Here is a 17,198-nt window from a genome sequence, read left to right on the forward strand (position 1 = left end):
TAAACTGCTGGTCAATATGAACAACTCATCGGTCGACAGCGTGCCCGGCGGCGAGGGCGACAGGCCCGAAGGCGCAGACGAGCGCAACCACGAAGGGCCCGCGGACGCCGCCACCGGGTACCCCGGCGACAGCGGCGACGTGACCGAGCCGTCGTTCGCCGACCTCGGCATCGACGATCGGCTGCTCGCGGCGATCGCCGATGTCGGCTACGAGTCTCCCTCGCCGATCCAGGCGGCCACCATTCCTCCGCTGCTCGCGGGCGCCGACGTCGTCGGCCTGGCCCAGACCGGTACCGGTAAGACGGCGGCCTTCGCGATCCCGATTCTGATGGGCCTGGACAAGCGGCCGAAGCCGCCGCAGGCGCTGGTGCTCGCGCCGACCCGCGAGCTGGCGATCCAGGTGGCCGAAGCGTTCGGCCGCTACTCGTCACATCTGCCGGGTATCCACGTGCTGCCGATCTACGGCGGTCAGAACTACGCGGTCCAGCTGCAGGGTCTGCGGCGCGGCGCGCAGGTCGTCGTCGGCACGCCGGGCCGGGTCATCGACCACCTCGAACGCGGCACCCTCGATCTCACCCAGCTGCGGTATCTCGTGCTCGACGAGGCCGACGAGATGCTGAAGATGGGATTCCAGGAGGACGTCGAACGCATTCTGCGCGACACTCCCGCGGAGAAGCAGGTCGCGCTGTTCTCGGCCACCATGCCGTCGGTGATCCGCAAGATCTCCAAGCAGTACCTCAAGGATCCGGTCGAGATCACGGTCAAATCCAAGACCTCGACCAACACCAACATCACCCAGCGCTGGGTGCACGTCTCGCATCAGCGCAAACTCGACGCCCTGACCCGGATTCTCGAGGTCGAGCCGTTCGAGGCGATGATCCTCTTCGTGCGCACCAAGCAGGCCACCGAGGAACTGGCCGAGAAACTGCGCGCGCGCGGTTATTCGGCCGCCGCGATCAACGGCGATATCGCGCAGAACCAGCGCGAACGCACGATCGGCCAGCTGAAGTCCGGCACCCTCGACATCCTGGTCGCCACCGATGTGGCCGCGCGCGGACTCGACGTCGACCGCATCTCGCATGTGGTCAACTACGACATCCCGCACGACACCGAGTCCTATGTGCACCGCATCGGCCGCACCGGCCGGGCAGGGCGCACCGGTGAGGCGCTGCTGTTCGTCGCGCCGCGCGAACGCCGGCTGCTGGATGCGATCGAGCGTGCCACCCGCCAGCCGCTGACCGAAATGCAGCTGCCCAGCGTCGACGACGTGAACGCCCAGCGCGTGGTCAAATTCCACGACGCGATCACGGAGAATCTGTCGGCGTCGAATCTCGCGCTGTTCCGCAAGCTGATCGAGGATTACGAGGCCGAGCACAACATCCCGCTCGCCGATATCGCCGCCGCTCTGGCGGTGGGGGGCCACGACGGCGACAACTTCTTCATGGAGGCCGAGCCCGAGCCGATCCGCCCGGCGCGCCGCGAACGGGCCCCGCGCGAGGACCGCGAGCGTCGTCCCGAGGGCGGTCCGCAGCGTCATCGCGCCACCGACGCGGAGATGGCCACCTACCGCATCGCGGTCGGCAAACGGCACCGTGTGGTTCCCGGCGCGATCGTCGGCGCCATCGCCAACGAGGGCGGTCTGCGTCGCAGCGACTTCGGCCATATCAGCATCCGCCCCGACCACAGCCTGGTCGAGCTTCCCGCCGATCTGCCGTCGGAGACCCTGGATGCGTTGCGGCGCACCAGGATCAGTGGCGTCCTGATCCAGTTGCAGCTGGACCAGGGCCCGCCGTCGCATCGTTCCCTGAGCCGCGGCCCGCGCCGCGAGGGCCCGCGCAAATACGACCGCCGCAAGCCGCGCAGCTAGTCACCGGCGGCGGCGCGGGAGAGACGCCAGACGTTGTCGACCCGGGTGCCGGAGCGGCCGTCGGGGGAGGTCAGCGCGCGTTCGACCGGCTCGCAGGTGCGAACGGTCCATTCCTCGCCGAGGCGCAGGGCGTGCAGGACGCCGTCGAGGGTGGGGAAGATGGCGTCGAACGGATGTTCCTCGGGCGTCATCCAGGTCGGCCAGCCGGCGTGCATGACGATGAGCAGGGTGCCGCCGGGCGCCACCGCCTCGGCCGCGCGCTGGAGCACACCGTCCTGGTCCAGTGCCACCGGTGACTGCAGGAACTGGGCGTTGATCAGGTCGTAGCTGCCGTCCGGGAAGGTGCGCCCGAGTTCGTGGCGCTGCCACGCGATGTGCTCGCCCAGGCCGGCCTGCTCGGCATGGGCCGCGGCGCGTTCCAGCGCGGTCTGCGAGATGTCCACGCCGGTCACCCGCCAGCCCTGCCCCGCCAGCCAGACCGCGTCGGCGCCTTCGCCGCAGCCCAGATCCAGGGCGCGGCCCGGCCGCAGATCCGCGGTCTCGCGCACCAGCAACGGATTCGGATTCCCGCTCCAGACCCGGTCGCTGTCGCGATACCGCTGCTCCCAGAACACCGCGGGCTCGGTGGGTGATGTGGCGGACATGAGACTCCTCGTCGCTCGGGGCGCCCCGTCGGCGCCTGCACCCAGAATCACCGGAGCGCCGGAACGCCGGCAAGGATTCTTGCCGAAACGGCAAACCGGCCCGCATCCCGGCGTCGATCGCCCCGCGCGTTTACCGTGGCGGGGAAATCGCCGGAACGCATGCGAATTGCGATTAACTTAATCTGCACATCGCGAATTGCGCAGGGTACGGCCATTTCGCCACAACCTAAAGGTTCCTTCGCGCCGGCCGCGGCAGCGGGCCGCTCGGGATCGCGGCACCGGGCGCGATTCGTCGTTTATGATCCGGTCGACGAGCGGTTCGATTCGAGGCGTAGATTCGATTCGGACCTACGAAATACGGTGGGAGATGCCCATGAAACTTGCCCTGTCACCCGACGAGGTGGCCTTCCGGGACGAACTACGCACGTTCTTTCGGACCGAGATACCGGCCGAGATCCGGGACAAGGTCGAAAACGGCCGGGAACTCTCCCGCGAGGACATCGTCACCGCCCACAAACTCCTGCACGCCAAGGGCATCGCGGTGCCGAAGTGGCCGGTGGAGTGGGGCGGCCAGGACTGGACCTCGATGCAGCGCCACATCTGGGAAGACGAGATGCAGCTGGCCTGCGTACCCGAGCCGCTGACCTTCAACGCGAACATGATCGGCCCGGTCATCGCGCAATTCGGCTCGGAGGAACTCAAGCAGCGCTTCCTGCCGCCGACCGCCGCCCTCGACATCTGGTGGTGCCAGGGCTTTTCCGAGCCCGACGCCGGATCCGATCTCGCCTCGCTGCGCACCACCGCGGTGCGCGACGGTGATTCCTACATCGTCAACGGCCAGAAGATCTGGACGACGCTGGCCCAGTACGCCGACTGGATCTTCTGCCTGGTGCGCACCGATCCGAATGCGCCGAAGAAGCAGGCCGGTATTTCGATGCTGCTCTTCGATATGAATTCGCCGGGCGTCACCGTGCGGCCGATCAAATTGATCGACGGCCGGCACGAGGTCAACGAGGTCTTCTTCGAAAACGTGCGGGTCCCCGCCGATCAACTGGTCGGTGCGGAGAATGCGGGCTGGACCTACGCGAAATTCCTGCTCGGCAACGAGCGCACGGGTATTGCCGGCGTGGGTCGCACCAAGGTCGTGATCGCCACCGCGAAAAAGCATGCGGCACAGATTCCGACGGGCTCCGGCACACTGCTGGAGGATCCGGTTTTCGCTACCCGCGTCGCCGAGTTGGAGAACGAACTGCTGGCGCTCGAACTGACGCTGTTGCGGGTGGTGGCCAATTCCGCCGAGGGCAAACCGAATCCGGTGTCGTCGGTGCTGAAGTTGCGCGGTACCGAATTGCAGCAGGCGGCCACCGAGCTGATGCTCGATGTGGCGGGCCCGGACGCGGTGCCGGTCGGCGCCGACGACATCGCCGCCCCGGACTGGGCGCAGCGCACCGGACCCACCTATCTGAACTACCGCAAGACCAGCATCTACGGAGGCTCGAACGAGGTGCAGCGCACCATCATCGCCTCCACCATCCTCGGATTGTGAGGCGCTGCCATGGATTTCGAACTGACCGATGAACAGGTCATGCTGGGCGAGACGGTGCGTGATCTGCTGGCCCGTGCCTACGACCCGGAGAGCCGGCTGAAGGTACTCGACACCGAACTCGGCTGGAGTCGCGACGTCTGGTCGCAGCTGGCCGAATTGGGCGTCCTCGGACTGTCTTTCAGCGAGGAGGACGGTGGCGTCGGCGCCGGACCCGTGGAGACGATGGTCGTCATGGAGGAGGTCGGCCGCCGCCTCGCCCCGGAACCGCTGCTGGACGCGGTCCTGTTGCCCGGGGGTCTGATCGCCTCCCTCGGGACCGCCGACCAGCGGCAGCGGATTCTGCCGGAGGTGGCCGGTGGATCCCGGCTGCTGGCCTTCGCGCACGAGGAGGCCGGTTCGCGCTGGCCGGAGATCACGGTCGCGACCACTGCTGCCGCCGACGGCGACGGCTACCGGCTCTCGGGTGTGAAAAGCCGGGTGCCGCACGGTGATTGCGCCGACGAGCTGGTCGTCACCGCTCTCGGGCCGGACGGTGTGCTGCGGCTGTTCCTGGTGGCCGCCGATGCCGAGGGCGTGTCCCGCACCGCCTACCGCACGTTCGACGAACGCCGGGGCGCGCAGATCGAATTCGCCTCGGCTCCGGCCGAACTGCTCGGCGCCGCCGAGGCCGGCGATGTCACCGAGGCCGTCGCCACCGCCATCGCGACCGCCCAGGCGAGCCTGTGCGCGGAATCGATCGGCGCGATGGGTGAGGCGCTGCGGCTGACCACCGAATATCTCAAGACGCGCAAACAGTTCGGGGTCACGCTCTCGAAGTTCCAGACCCTGACCCAGCGCGCCGCGGATATGTACGTCGCGATGGAACTGGCTCGCAGCATGAGCTTCTACGCGACCGCCTCGCTGGCCGAGGGCACGGTCGATCCGATCGCGCTGTCGCGGGCCCGCCTCCAGGTCGGCCGCGGCGCCCGCCACGTCGCGCAGGAAGCGGTGCAGATGCACGGTGGAATCGGTATCACCACCGAATATCCGGTCAGCCACTACGTCGCCCGGCTCACCGCCGTGGACCAGACCTTCGGTGGCCGGCGCGAACATCTGGGCGTGCTGAGCAGCCGGGTTGGGGACTACGGCCTGGTCGAACTCTGATCCGCACGCCGGTGCACCGGTGAGGGTGGTGGTCGTCGCGAATCCGCGCGGCCGCCACCCTTTTCCGTGTGCGGGTCAGTTGCCGCTGTCCTCGCTCGTCGGCGCGGGCTGGAGGCCGGTCGTCGGTTCGGATTCCTCGACGGTGCGCGGCGCGTGATGCGGCCGGGTGGTCGTCGGGCTGTCGGGATCGGTGTAGGGATCGCTGACGGACGGTTCCGTGGTCGGGGTGGGGGTCTGCGTGGTGCTGGTCGGCGCTGGCGGTGCGAACGCCGTGTAGCTCGGCTCGGCCTCGGTCGTGGTGCCGGTCGCCGTCGCGGAGGTGGTGCGCCGCGCCGGCGTATTCGCCGCGACCCGCCAGGAGGGGGAGGGGGGAATGATCACCGCGGGAGCTGTGGTGGTGCCGCTGCGTGTGATCGGGGTGGTGGCCACCTGCAGATCCGCGGCGAGCGGCGGCGGTGCTACATAGACGTCCTTGTGACCGATCCCGCACGCCCCGATCAACACCAAACCCAGCGATACCGCACCGGCGGCCATCGCGGGACCCGCGACCTTCATGTTCAGGCGGCCCGGGGTCTCCTCATCGGCGCGATCCCCCGTGCTCGCCCTGTCGTCCATGGATGTGGTGCTCCCTCAAACTGTTTCCGAGTGGCCTCACAGTAACCGAGAGCCGCAACCCAGGGCCAGGCATGCCGGTTGGTCCGCAAAATACCGGACGGTAACGTGAAAAGCCAACGCTTCACATAACGAAGTAGATACGTTCGGCGTGTCGCGGGGACGTGTCGCGTGGAGTTTCGGTGGCGGCCACGTAACGTGTGAGCGAAGTTACATGTGAGACGCATGTTATTTGCCGGGCGAAACGGACGTTTCGACAGTCTCGGTGGGCGTCATCGAGGAGTAGTGATGGGAGCTTATTCGACATCCCCCACGCGCGCGGTGTCACAGGGTGATTCGGCTGCCGCCGAATCCAGACGCAGCGCCTGGACGATCACCTCCCGCATCGCGGCCTGGTTGATCTTCCTCGGCGGATTGGTCGGTGCGGTGCTCGGCATCGCGGGCCTTCGTGTCGAAATCACTGTCGCCGGACTGATTCTGGCCTGCACCGCCGGTCTGGTCCTGCTGAAACTTCGCGCCGACGGACAACAATCGGCCTGAGAATCGCCCCGTCGTGAAAAATCGGTGGGAGACGTCCTCCGACGGGCCTACCGTTGGTCGGCATGCGGATCGAGCTGACCACGGACCCGTTCGAGCTCCAGGCCCGCGCCGGGCACTGCCTGGCGCGAGAGCCCCTGCGGCACACCGTCATAGCCACGATGGTCCGCAACGGCGTGGCCGGGGCGATGACGATCGAACCGGTGTTCGCCATGGTCTGTGACGGCGATGCGGTGGTGGGCGTCGCCATCGATACGCCTGGGCACGGTGCGTATCTGGGTGACATACCCGCCCCGGCGCTGCCGGGGGTGGCCGCGGCCCTGTTCGACCGCGATCCCGCCGTCGTCGCGGTCGAAGGAGATCCGCACTCCGCGTCGGAATTCGCCCTTCATTGGCAACGTCTGTCCGGCAATGCCTTTCGGCTGCAGTGGACGACGCGGCTCTATCGCCTCGGGGAACTGCGCGTCCCCGCCGTGCCCGGCATCGCCCGCCGCGCCGGCGACTCCGACATCGATCAGTGCGTTCGCTGGGCCGAGCGCATGCGGCGCGAGGAGGACATCGGTCCCGACCCGCGTGCGGTCCCCGATCGGATCGCCGCGGGGCAGTGGTGGCTGTGGGAGGACGCGGGTGCGCCGGTATGCGTGGTCGCGCATCAGCGGCGCGCATACGGCTGGACCCGCATCGGGCCGGTCTACACTCCGCCCGAATTCCGCCGCCGCGGGTACGCCGCGGCCGCCACCGCGCGGGTGTCGAAAGCGCTGCGCGACAGCGGCTCCCAGGTATGCCTGTTCGCCGATCTCGCCAACCCGACCTCGAACAAGATCTATCGGGACATCGGTTTCGAGCCGGTCGGTGATTTCCCGCGGTTCGTATTCGACGCGTCGCAATGAGGCGGCTAGGCGGTGCGCCGCAGTGCCGACTTCTCCGGCTCGAACGGGGTGTTCTGAGCGGCCGCGAGCCACCACCGGCCGTCGCGTTCCACCAGCACGTACATGGCCGTCTCGGAGAAGCCGGCGGGATCGGCTGCCTGCCTGCGGATCTGGGCCACCACCACGCCCGGCGCCGGTGTGGTCGCGGCGACCACCTCGAAGGTCGAGGGCGGTGCCACCTGTCCGGCCATCAGGCGGTGGTGAATCGGATTGAGCTGGTCGTAGCCGACGACGGTGGCGCCGAACGGGCTGCCCCACAGCACATCCGCGGCGAAGGAGTGGTCGTAGAGATCGGCATCGCCGGTCTCGCCCGCGCGTTGCAGCTCCGCGGCGAAATCGGCGGCCACCCGCTGTGCGGTGGTGCGGGCCGCGGGGTCGTCGAGGGTGGGACGCTGTGTCATGGCTGGCTCCTGTGTCGTCGGGCGCTCGGGCTACAGCCAACCTAGAAGCTCAACTCAACTCGAGGTCAAGTCGGCCGCGCGGACCGCTGGCGGATCGATGGCGTGGCCGGCGCCGTTCAGGATTCGGGACAGAGCACGGCGCAAGGCGGCGGCGGGATCGTCCGGTGCGGCCGGGACCCGCCACGCGATCACCTGGTCCGGGCGGACCAGAAGCGCGCCCGTCGGTGTCGCACCGACGGTGTCGCACCATGTTCGGTCCATGCGAACGATGTCGACGGGCTGATCGCCGAGTTGCCAGTCCGGCGAATCCGGTCCGATCAGCAGTGTGAATCTCGTTCCGATCAGATCGAGAGTGGAGCGGCCGTCGGCGAGGTAACGGTGGGGCAGCCGGGTGCCCGGCTGCCCGGTCAGATCCAGGTGGTCCATGGTGTGCGGACTGTGGTCGTCGATGAACGCGCCCGCGGGATAGCGAGTGCCCAGCACGAGGGCGATCGGGTCGGCGAGCGGTGTGCCGTCGGTGGATTCGCGAGTCATGGTGCGCAGGTTCGCGGTTCGGATACTGGATTGATCGGCGATGTATCGGCCGAGGGGGCGGCGCTCGCTGTCGTAGCTGTCGAGCAGTTGTGGTGATGCCGCGCCACGCAGCACCAGCGCCAGTTTCCAGGCCAGATTGTGGCCGTCCTGGATACCGGTATTGGCGCCTGCGGCCGCGTACGGCGGCATCACGTGCGCCGCGTCGCCTGCCAGGAACACCCGGCCCGATCGGAAGGTGTCGGCGATGAACATCCCCGGCTCCCAGGGCAGGACGCTCAGCACCTCCACATCGATGTCGGGGACGCCGATGGCCTCTCGCAGCAGTTCGGGCCAGCGGTCGGCGGGGCGGTCGACCTCTGCCGAACTGGTGAAGATCCATCGCTGTGCGCCGTCCACCGAGGCGAAAGCGCCGGGGATGCGGTGGTTCTCGATCTGGCAGAGGTTGAATTCGCGCCCGCGCACCAATTCCGCCAGATCCGCGCGGAAGTACACGTTCACCGCGCGGCCTAGTGTGCCGCGGCCGTGGCGGCCGATATTCAGTTGCTCGCGGATCGGGCTGTGCGCGCCGTCCGCCGCGACCAGGTATGACGCTCGCACGGCGTCGACACGTTCCGGACCTGTGCGCAGTGTCGCGGTGAGACCCGCCGCGTCCTCGGCGATGTCGACGCATTCGACCCCGAAGCGGATATCGCAGCCGCGTGCCCGCGCCAGGTCGCGCAGGACGGGCTCCAGCCGATCCTGCGCGCACAAGCAGGCCGACGCGGGCGTGATCGCATCCCAGTCCGGCAGCCCGCCCGGGAATGTGAACGGCAGCCGCTGCGCCCGGGCCAGTGTGGGGCCCGCCGCCATCGCCTGATGCGCCGAGAGTCCGCGGGCCGCGTCCTCGACCGCCTCGGCGATGCCGATCCGGCGGAACAGTTCCATCGTGCGGATATTGATCCGGCGTGCCTTCGGCTGGGCCGAGGTGGTGGTCCGGCGTTCGACCACTATCACCGGAACGCCCTGATGCTTCAGGAACAGTGCGGCGGTCAGGCCGGTCAATCCGCCGCCGACGATCAGCACCGGGTCTGCGTGTACATCGTACATCATGTGTACGTTGTACACCGATGGTTGAATTCCGGCAAGGAGGTGTGCACGGTGACCGAGGAAGTGCCCGGACCGCTCATCTGGTCTCTGCCGGAACCGCCCGGCCGGCCGACGACGAATCTGAGCCGGGCCGAGATTCTGCGCGCGGGGATGGCGATCGCCGATGCCGAGGGCGCGCGGGCGCTGACGATGCGCCGGGTGGCACAGGCCGTCGGCGCGTCCACGCCGATGTCGCTGTATCGCTACGTGGGCAGCAAGGACGGGCTGGTCGATCTGATGATCGACGCCGTCTACGGTGAAGTACCGCTGTCGGCGGGCTCGGACTCGGCGAGCACCGCGCAGTGGCGCGACGCGCTGGAACGTCTGGCGCTGGACACCTGGGGCGTGATCCGACGGCACCTGTGGTTCGGCGAACTCGTCCACAGCCGCCCGCCGCTGGGCCCGAACGCACTGCGCTACTTCGATTTCCGCTTCGCCGTGCTCGAACCGCTGGGCCTGTCGGCCGACGACCTGTCACTGCTGACCGGTGCGGTGGACGGCCATCTGTTCGGCGCCGCCCTGCAAGCGGCGGAGGAGCAACGCATGCGAACCCGCGTGGGGCTGGCCACCGACGACCAGCTCGCCCGGGCCGCGAAACCACTGGTGGAGCCGCTCCTGGAAGAGGGCCGCTATCCCGCCTTCACCCGGTGGTTCCACGGCCGCACCGGCTCCGGCCCCGCCGACCCCGTGGTGTGGACACTGCGGTGCCTGCTCGACGGCATCGTCGCCCGCATGGGGCTCGACGAACCGGGAGCCCGATAGGGCCGGCGAGCGCCTAATCCGGCCTGGGTACAACCCATTCGAAGGCGCGAGCCTCGGAGCGAGCGCCTTCGGCGGTGCGGGAGCGATTGGGTTCGCCCAGGTCGGTCAGCAGCCGTTCGGTGAGGTCGACCATGGTCGCCAGGGCCGCGGGTGTGAACCAGCCGGGGCGGGTGGCGAACAGGATGTCCTCGCTGGCGGTGTTGCCACTCGCCCCCGGTGCGAAGGGGCAGCCACCCAGACCGCCCAGGGAACCGTCCACGGCATCCGCGCCCGCGGCCAGTGCCGCGAGGGAGTTGGCGACACCCATACCCCAGGTGTCGTGGCCGTGAAAGAGGATGCGGCGCGGCGGAGTTCCCGATCGCACGGCCGCGATCAGAGCGTGCACCTGCGCCGGATACGCCTGGCCCAGCGTATCGGCGACCACGATGTCGGCAGCGCCGTCGGTGCGCGGATCGGCGGCGATGGCCAGCACCCGCTCCGGATTCACCGGCCCGTCGAACGGGCAGGTGAAAGACGTTGCCAGACAGAGCTGAATCGACCCGCCGACCTCCTCGGTCAGCCGGATCGCCTCGGGCATCGCGGCCACGCTGTCCTCTGCCGTGCGGCCGATATTGGCCTTGTTGTGGGCATCCGACACCGACAGGCAGTACTGGAACTTCCGCACCCCCGCCTCAGCGGCGCGCGCGACCTGTCGCGGCGTCGCCACCCACACCCAACAGCGTTGCAGCTCTTCGGGCGTCAGCGCGGCCACGACCTCCAGGGAGTTGGCCATCGGCGGCACCAGATCCGGGCGTGCCATCGAGCCGATCTCGAGTTCCGGCACGCCCAGGGCGAGCAGGGTGCGAGCGATCTCCACCTTGTGCTCGGTCGGCAACACCTTGCCGGTCAACTGAAGTCCGTCCCGCAGAGTCACGTCCCGCAGCGTGCCCGTGGTTGGGGTCACAACGTCGCTCATCACGCCTCCAGTGTCTTGCGGGACACCCGCACCCGGTCGGCGAGACGAGCCGCTGCGCGATTGTCGCTCATCACGCCTCCAGGCCATCGATGTCGGCGTCCGACATTCCCAGCAGTTCCGAAAGGACCTCGCGGGTGTGTTCGCCCAAGTCGGGGCCTACCGTGCGGATGGGGAGCGAACGCTCGCCGATCACCGGGACGATGCCGGTGAAGGCGACCTGTTTCGGTTCGGCGGCGCCGACGTCGACCGGGAAGTGCTGAATCATGTTGCGCGCCCGATACTGTTCGTCGGCGACGATATCGGCGGCGGTGTAGATCGGGCCGCACGGAATGGCCGCCTGTTCGAGGATCGCCAGCGCCTCGTCGCGGGTGTGGCGCACACTCCATTCGCCGATCGCGGCGTCGAGGCGGTCGCGGTGGCGCCAGCGGCCCGCGTTGTCCTGCAATTCCGGATCCTCGGCGAGATCGGGGCGCTCGATCACCTGCATATAGCGGCGGAAGATCGCGTCGCCGTTGCCGCCGATGATGATGCTGGTGCCGTCGGCACACGGGTAGGCGTTACTCGGTGCGATCCCTTCCATCCGCCCGCCGACGCGCTGGCGGTTGATGCCGTACGCTTCGTAGTCGGGGACCAGCGATTCCATCACGGAGAGAATCGATTCGTTCAGCGCCACATCGATAATGCGCTGCGGCAACGGGATTCGCTCCTCGGCCCCCCTGCGCTGGAACAGTGCCAGCACCGTGCCGAAGGCGGCGTAGATCCCCGCGATGGAATCCCCGATCGACACGCCCACCCGCACCGGCGGCCGATCCGGATCGCCGACCAGCTCGCGCAGCCCGCCGATCGCCTCCGCGACCGCGGCGAAACCCGGCCGCTGCGAGAGCGGTCCGGTCTGCCCGTAGGCGGAGATACGGGTGATGACCAGGTCCGGATTGGCCTCGTCGAGCACCTCCGGACCCAGCCCCCACTTCTCCAGCATCCCGGGCCGGAAATTCTCCAGCAGCACATCGCACTGCCGGATCAGATCCAGCACGATCGCCCGGCCCGCGTCGGTGCGCAGGTCGAGGGTGATCGACTTCTTGTTGCGGTTCACCGTGCGATACAGCATCGAGGTGTCGCCGCCGTAGAGCCGCCAATTGCGCAGCTCGTCACCGGTTTTCGGGCGCTCGACCTTGATCACCTCGGCGCCGAAGTCACCGAGGATGCGCCCCGCGGTCGGCGCCGCGATGTAGTTGCCCAGTTCCAGTACCCGAACGCCGGCCAGCGGTCGAATCTCCATGTACCGATTCAACCACCGGCCGGCGCCGGCGGATCAGGCCACCTCGGCCAGATCCTCGATGATCGAGTAGTGGTCGGCGTTACCGGCGATGCTGAGGCTGGTCCGGCCGTCCACGCCCACCGGGATGTCTCCCGCCAGTGTGATGCGGGTGAGCTGACGGTGCTCGGCGCCGTCGTAGTCGTCGATCGCGTAGTGCTGAGTGGCACGGTTGTCCCAGATCGCCACGTCGCCGAGCGACCAGTTCCACCGCGTGGTGTGCTCGAGCCGGGTCACCCGATCCTGGAGCAGGCGGAACAGCGCATGTGACTCGTTGGTGGACAGACCCACGAACTGCTTGACGAAATGTCCGAGCAGCAGAGCGCGCTCACCCGTCTCGGGGTGAACCCGCACCACCGGATGCTCGGTCTCGTAGTAGGTCGACTGGAATTCCTCGCGGTAGGCCTGCGCGTTGGGGTCCGGCTGCTCCTCGTGGCTCGCGGCATAGTCGTACTTGTTGGTGTGCACCGCGCGCAACTCCTCGGCCAGCCGCTTCAGCGGTTCCGGCAGCGAGGCGTAGGCGGCCACGGTCGAGGCCCAGGTGGTCGAGCCGCCGTAGCTGGGCAGGGTCACCGCCCGCAGGATCGAGGCCTTCGGAATGCGGTCGACGAAGGTGACATCGCTGTGCCAGCTGTTGGCGCGGCCGTGGTGGGAATCGATCGCCAGGCTCTTCACACCCTTGGACGTGACCGTCGGATGCGGGGTGGTCGGGCTGCCGAGCAGCTGCGCGAATTCGTGCTGACCGTCCTCGGTGAGATGGTGCTGATCACGGAAGAAGATCACCTTGTGCTCGTTGAGGGCCGCGCGGATGGCCGCCACGGTCTCCGGAGCCAGATCCCCGCCGAGCCGGACGCCGTCGATGCGTGCGCCGATGTGGGTTCCGAGTTTCACCACGGACACGGACTCTGCTGCGTGATCGCTTGACATGGAGGGCCTTTCGCTCGGAACTTGCTACGTTCCGAGCACACCATCGAGGCCCGCGCGCGACCAGGTTTACGGTCAGCGCGATCACAAAGAGGGCGCCGGCGCTGCGCCGGCCGACGTGGCTCAGTCGACGTGTTCGCGCAGGTAGGCGAGGTCCTCGGCGACACCTTCGGCCGGGGTTTCCAGCACCACGGGTGCATCTGCGGTGCGGCACACCTCGGCGAGCAACTGCGGGTCGATGGTGCCGTCGGCGAAGTTGGCGTGCCGGTCGGCCCCGGAGTTGAAGTCGTCGCGCGAGGAGTTCAGATGCACCAGATCGATGCGGCCGGTGATCGCGCGGATCCGGTCGACGACGCCGATCAACTCCTCGCCGCCCGCCCAGGCGTGGCAGGTGTCGAGGCAGAAGCCGGCGCCGAAGTCGCCGACCGCATCCCACAGCCGGGCGATCGAATCGAAATGGCGCGCCATGGCGTGATTACCGCCGGCGGTGTTCTCGATGAGAATCGGCACCGCGAAGCCGCCCTTGTCCTGCTGACGCTCGAACAGCTTGCGCCAGTTGACGATTCCGGCCTCGATCTCGGCATCCGAGCGCACGTGCCCGCCGTGCACGACCAGGCCGAACGCCCCCAGATCGGCCGCGGCCTGCGCCTGCTGCGCGACCGCGTTGCGCGAGGGCATGCGCAATCGGTTGTTCGTGCTGGCCACGTTGATCTGATAGGAGGAATGCACCACCACGTCGATCGGGCTGGATTTGATCTCCTCCGCGCGCGGATGCGGCTGTGGTTTGTCCCAGCCCTGCGGATCCACCACGAACATCTGGATGACGTCGGCACCCAATCGCTCGCCGAAGCCGATCGGATCACTGTCTTGGCGGACGTGTGCTCCAATACGCATGGCAGAGAGCGTATCGGTAGGCACCGACAGCCCGCAGCGACAGGCGGGGACCGAGCGTTCACGCGGGCCGGCGGCCCGATCGATCGAGAATGCCGGTTCCGGTGGACTGCTATGGTTTCGGTGATTCCGGCACGGGAAGTGGGAGCGGGGCATGCTGGCCAACGGTGATGTGTTCGCGGGCTACGTCATCGAACGACTGTTGGGCCGCGGCGGTATGGGGCAGGTCTATCTGGCCAAACATCCGCGATTGCCGCGGATGACCGCGCTGAAGCTGCTCAACCGCGAGATGGTCGCCGATCCGGAGATCCGGGCCCGCTTCGAGCGCGAGGCCGACCTGGTCGCACAACTCGATCATCCCAAGGTCGTCACGGTCTACGATCGCGGCCTCGAGGACGGCCAGCTCTGGATCTCGATGCAGTACATCGACGGTATCGACGCCGCCAGCGTGGATCCGAAGAAGCTGCCGCCGGAGCGGGCCGTGCAGATCATCGCCGAGGTGGCCGAGGCGCTGGACTACGCGCACGGCGCCGGGGTCATGCATCGGGATGTGAAGCCGGGCAACATGTTGCTCGCGCGCTCCACCGGCGGCAAGGGCGAGCGGGTGTATCTCACCGACTTCGGCATCGCCCGCCTGCGCGACGACGGCGGTCATCTCACCCAGACCGGAACCTTCACCGCGACCCTGGCCTATGCCTCACCCGAACAGCTCACCGGCGCGCCGCTGGACGGCAGTTCGGACCAGTATTCGCTGGCGTGCAGCCTGTTCTGGCTGTTCACCGGCCGGGGACCGTTCAACGCGCCGAATCCGGCGGCGGTGATCCGTGGCCATCTGCAGGGCCCGCCGCCGGCGCTGAGCAGTGTGCGCCCCGGCCTGCCCGCGAGCCTGGACGCGGTCCTGCTGAAGGCGATGGCGAAGCGCGCGAGCGACCGATTCGGCAGCTGTGCGGACTTCGCCGCCGCCGCCCGCCAGGCGGTCTCCCCGGCCAGTGCGCCGCGCATGCCTACGGTCGGCCGCCCCTACACCGGTCCACCGATGCCGACGACCGGCCGGCCGGGGACCGGGCCGGGACAGCCGGTCGTGCACCGGCCCGCGACCGGTCCGTCGGTGCCGCATGCGGCCCGGCCGCAACCGATGCCGCCGCACGGCGCCGTCCCCCAGCCGTATCCCGCCACCGCCGCGCGACCGGTGAATCAGCCGCAGCCCTACGGTGCGTCCGGCCAGTTCAACCAGTACAACCAGCCCTACGGACACCGGCCGCCGCTACCGCCGATGAATCAGATCCGGCAGAACCAGGCGCCGAAATCGAATACCGGGGTGATCATCGGCATCATCGTCGGCGCGGTGGTGCTGCTGCTGGTGGTTCTGGTGCTGCTGGCCGCGTTGTCGAGCTGACCCGGGCCCGCCACCACAGGTAGGGACCGAGGCACAGCGCGAGCCAGACCAGGCCGATCGCCCACCCCGCCAGCACATCGGTGGCCCAGTGCACGCCGAGATAGATCCGGGTCAGGCCGATCACCACGGCGAACAACGCCGCGACCGCGACGGCCGCGACGCGCACCGCGCGCCCGCGCGACGACAGCACGACCATGGCGGCGAGCGCCCCGACCACGGCGGTACTGCCCAGCGTGTGACCGGACGGGAACGAGGGACTGGTCTCGGTGACCAGTTGATCGACCGCCGGCGGCCGATGCCGTCCGATCGCCGACTTCAGCACGGAACCGATCACGGCCACCCCGATACCCACCGCGGCCGTGGTCAGCAGTCGCGCCCACTGCCGCCGCACGCCGAACCAGGCGCAGGCCACGATGGTGAGTGTCGTCATCGCCGCGACGCCGCCGGCATCGGTGACGATGCTGATCGCCGGATTCAACCAGCCGATGCGATGGTCGACCACCCAGTCGGTGATCGGCTGGTCGATGCGGGTGACGCCGCCGCCGTCGACCACGTCGTGGCTCAGTTGCGCGGCGCCGCCGAGCGCCGCGGCCGGCACGAGCAACACCGACACCGGCTTCCCTCGCAGAATGCCCTGCTGCACCAGCGCGATCCCAGCGACGAGCATCAGCAGGACCGGGGCGAGCGCAGCCATGGCACGAGGATATGTGCGTCGCCACCCGCACTGCCGCATCCCGGTGCGCCGGGGGTGTGCGCCCCAGGTATTGGGGGGAAATCCTGATGGCGCCCGCACGCCGGTTTGGCCAGACTGGAGACCATGACTGCCGATGCCCTGGGCACCGAACCCGCCGCGGCGACCACGCTCGCGGCCCGCGCCACCGACCTGATGAAACTGTACGGATCCGGAGACACCCAGGTCCGCGCCCTCGACGGGGTTTCGGCCGACTTCGCCCAGCGGGAGTTCACCGCGATCATGGGCCCGTCCGGCTCCGGAAAATCGACATTGATGCACTGCCTGGCCGGGCTCGACAGCACCACGTCGGGCACGGTGCACATCGGCGACACCGCGCTGACCGGGCTGTCGGACAAACAGATGACGCGCCTGCGTCGCGACCGCATCGGCTTCGTCTTCCAGGCATTCAACCTGGTGCCGACGCTGACCGCGCTCGAGAACATCACCCTGCCGCTGGATATCGCGGGCCGCAAACCCGATCAGGAGTGGCTGGACACCGTGATCGGCCGTCTCGGTCTGGGCGATCGCCTCGACCATCGGCCGAGTGAGCTGTCGGGCGGGCAGCAGCAGCGTGTCGCATGTGCGCGGGCGCTGGTCGGCCGGCCCGACATCATCTTCGGCGACGAGCCGACCGGCAATCTCGACTCCCGCTCCTCCGGTGAGGTGCTGTCGATTCTGCGGGCGGCGGTCGACGAATTCGGTCAGACGGTCGTGATCGTGACGCACGAACCGCATGCCGCCTCCTACGCCGACCGCGTGATCTTCCTCGCCGACGGGCGCATCGTCGACGAATTGCGCGATCCGACAGCGGATTCGGTGCTGGACCGCATGAAGTCCCTGGAGGCGTGATGAGCGACAATCGCGCAGCGGCTCATCTCGCCGAC

General features: G+C 68.5%; 17 protein-coding genes. 8 read left to right on the forward strand and 9 right to left on the reverse strand.

Features of this window, described 5'->3' with window-relative positions:
* Positions 1–16 precede the first annotated feature (16 nt).
* Positions 17–1,867: a DEAD/DEAH box helicase gene (locus AC5592_RS25370; RefSeq protein WP_083871153.1), complete on the forward strand. Its 1,851-nt coding sequence runs from the start codon at positions 17–19 to the stop codon at positions 1,865–1,867.
* Here AC5592_RS25370 and AC5592_RS25375 read toward each other — a convergent pair.
* Entirely contained in the window at positions 1,864–2,511 is a 648-nt protein-coding gene (locus AC5592_RS25375) for a class I SAM-dependent methyltransferase (protein ID WP_063065640.1), read from the reverse strand. The two genes, AC5592_RS25370 and AC5592_RS25375, sit on opposite strands and share 4 nt — an antisense overlap.
* 373 nt (positions 2,512–2,884) lie before the next feature.
* Here AC5592_RS25375 and AC5592_RS25380 point away from each other — a divergent pair, with 373 nt between their 5' ends.
* Entirely contained in the window at positions 2,885–4,057 is a 1,173-nt protein-coding gene (locus tag AC5592_RS25380; protein ID WP_036504616.1) for an acyl-CoA dehydrogenase family protein, read from the forward strand.
* A 9-nt stretch (positions 4,058–4,066) separates the two neighbouring features.
* Positions 4,067–5,200, forward strand: a complete 1,134-nt coding sequence (locus tag AC5592_RS25385; RefSeq protein WP_063065641.1) for an acyl-CoA dehydrogenase family protein — start codon at positions 4,067–4,069, stop codon at positions 5,198–5,200.
* 75 nt (positions 5,201–5,275) lie between these two features.
* Here AC5592_RS25385 and AC5592_RS25390 read toward each other — a convergent pair whose 3' ends face one another.
* Complete coding sequence (locus tag AC5592_RS25390; RefSeq protein ID WP_036504613.1) at positions 5,276–5,815, reverse strand: hypothetical protein; 540 nt, start codon at positions 5,813–5,815, stop codon at positions 5,276–5,278.
* A gap of 285 nt (positions 5,816–6,100) precedes the next feature.
* Between AC5592_RS25390 and AC5592_RS25395 the strand changes: the two genes are divergently transcribed.
* Together AC5592_RS25395 and AC5592_RS25400 are read left to right on the forward strand one after the other, a co-directional pair.
* On the forward strand, positions 6,101–6,352 hold the full coding sequence (locus tag AC5592_RS25395) for a hypothetical protein (RefSeq protein ID WP_157122187.1): 252 nt from the start codon (positions 6,101–6,103) through the stop codon (positions 6,350–6,352).
* A gap of 62 nt (positions 6,353–6,414) precedes the next feature.
* Complete coding sequence (locus AC5592_RS25400) at positions 6,415–7,239, forward strand: GNAT family N-acetyltransferase (protein WP_063820412.1); 825 nt, start codon at positions 6,415–6,417, stop codon at positions 7,237–7,239.
* 5 nt (positions 7,240–7,244) lie between these two features.
* Here AC5592_RS25400 and AC5592_RS25405 read toward each other — a convergent pair whose 3' ends face one another.
* Both AC5592_RS25405 and AC5592_RS25410 read right to left on the reverse strand, forming a co-directional pair.
* Positions 7,245–7,679: an SgcJ/EcaC family oxidoreductase gene (locus AC5592_RS25405; RefSeq protein WP_036504610.1), complete on the reverse strand. Its 435-nt coding sequence runs from the start codon at positions 7,677–7,679 to the stop codon at positions 7,245–7,247.
* Between the two features lie 54 nt (positions 7,680–7,733).
* Positions 7,734–9,302 carry an FAD-dependent monooxygenase gene (locus AC5592_RS25410; RefSeq protein ID WP_232329546.1) on the reverse strand — a complete coding sequence of 523 codons (1,569 nt, stop codon included), beginning with the start codon at positions 9,300–9,302 and terminating at the stop codon, positions 7,734–7,736.
* 48 nt (positions 9,303–9,350) lie between these two features.
* Here AC5592_RS25410 and AC5592_RS25415 point away from each other — a divergent pair, with 48 nt between their 5' ends.
* Positions 9,351–10,100: a TetR/AcrR family transcriptional regulator gene (locus tag AC5592_RS25415; protein ID WP_232329547.1), complete on the forward strand. Its 750-nt coding sequence runs from the start codon at positions 9,351–9,353 to the stop codon at positions 10,098–10,100.
* 13 nt (positions 10,101–10,113) lie between these two features.
* On the opposite strand, the gene AC5592_RS25420 is transcribed toward AC5592_RS25415, so the two are convergent.
* The 4 genes from AC5592_RS25420 to AC5592_RS25435 form a co-directional block, all read right to left on the reverse strand.
* Entirely contained in the window at positions 10,114–11,055 is a 942-nt protein-coding gene (locus tag AC5592_RS25420; protein WP_063065675.1) for a hydroxymethylglutaryl-CoA lyase-like TIM-barrel protein, read from the reverse strand.
* Between the two features lie 70 nt (positions 11,056–11,125).
* On the reverse strand, positions 11,126–12,334 hold the full coding sequence (locus tag AC5592_RS25425) for a CaiB/BaiF CoA transferase family protein (RefSeq protein ID WP_063065643.1): 1,209 nt from the start codon (positions 12,332–12,334) through the stop codon (positions 11,126–11,128).
* Positions 12,335–12,367: 33 nt separating this feature from the next.
* Positions 12,368–13,297, reverse strand: coding sequence for a TauD/TfdA dioxygenase family protein (locus tag AC5592_RS25430; RefSeq protein ID WP_063065644.1), 930 nt, complete (start codon positions 13,295–13,297; stop codon positions 12,368–12,370).
* Positions 13,298–13,417: 120 nt separating this feature from the next.
* Positions 13,418–14,188: a deoxyribonuclease IV gene (locus tag AC5592_RS25435; protein ID WP_063065645.1), complete on the reverse strand. Its 771-nt coding sequence runs from the start codon at positions 14,186–14,188 to the stop codon at positions 13,418–13,420.
* Between the two features lie 151 nt (positions 14,189–14,339).
* Here AC5592_RS25435 and AC5592_RS25440 point away from each other — a divergent pair, with 151 nt between their 5' ends.
* Complete coding sequence (locus AC5592_RS25440) at positions 14,340–15,581, forward strand: serine/threonine-protein kinase (protein WP_063065646.1); 1,242 nt, start codon at positions 14,340–14,342, stop codon at positions 15,579–15,581.
* Here AC5592_RS25440 and AC5592_RS25445 read toward each other — a convergent pair.
* The gene (locus tag AC5592_RS25445) at positions 15,517–16,275 is read right to left on the reverse strand and encodes a phosphatase PAP2 family protein (protein ID WP_063065647.1); all 759 of its coding nucleotides are present in this window, start codon (positions 16,273–16,275) and stop codon (positions 15,517–15,519) included. The two genes, AC5592_RS25440 and AC5592_RS25445, sit on opposite strands and share 65 nt — an antisense overlap.
* Before the next feature lie 123 nt (positions 16,276–16,398).
* Here AC5592_RS25445 and AC5592_RS25450 point away from each other — a divergent pair, with 123 nt between their 5' ends.
* Positions 16,399–17,163 (forward strand): ABC transporter ATP-binding protein, encoded by a 765-nt coding sequence (locus AC5592_RS25450; RefSeq protein WP_063065648.1) that lies wholly within the window; start codon positions 16,399–16,401, stop codon positions 17,161–17,163.
* Positions 17,164–17,198 lie beyond the last annotated feature (35 nt).

This window comes from Nocardia violaceofusca NBRC 14427, from assembly GCF_963869435.1.
GTDB lineage: Bacteria > Actinomycetota > Actinomycetes > Mycobacteriales > Mycobacteriaceae > Nocardia > Nocardia aobensis.